Origin of the sequence: Neisseria uirgultaei, from assembly GCF_962719845.1 — a bacterium.
Taxonomy (GTDB): domain Bacteria; phylum Pseudomonadota; class Gammaproteobacteria; order Burkholderiales; family Neisseriaceae; genus Neisseria; species Neisseria bergeri.
Genome location: NZ_CAUIYF010000036.1, coordinates 1 through 408 on the forward strand (window position 1 = coordinate 1; position 408 = coordinate 408).

At 32.6% G+C, this 408-nt stretch carries 1 protein-coding gene; it reads left to right on the top strand.

Annotated features, from left to right (window positions below; genetic code table 11):
• Positions 1 to 6: 6 nt before the first annotated feature.
• Positions 7 to 408: Imm26 family immunity protein (locus tag Q9J32_RS10065; protein ID WP_301885724.1), on the top strand; the 402-nt coding region annotated here is incomplete at its 3' end.

Sequence of the window (408 nt, forward strand, 5' to 3'; positions counted from 1 at the left end):
GGAAAAATCTATGAAATCTCGCTCCCAAATGGGAAATTTGCTTACATATGTAGGGTGAGGCAATACGAGTTTGGTATTTTTGATTATCTCTCGGAAAAGACAGCCAATATGGATGAGCTTCTTTCTGTTGGGTTTAAGACTTATAAATCCTGTATAGAAACAGCCATAAGAAAGAAGATTTGGAAACTGATAGGGCAAGTTGATTTAGAGAAAGAAAATATAATATATCCAGATTTAGCGATTTTCTTATCATACAATAAAGAACTTTTTATTAGACAATCAAGAGTAATGAGAAACGGAAATCCTTTGGTAGTTTCTCAAAAAGATTATATAGACTTACTAAAGCGAGGGTATATATTTGGTTTCTTTGACGATTACAAAATCTTTGAACTCTGGCTGTCTAGTAAT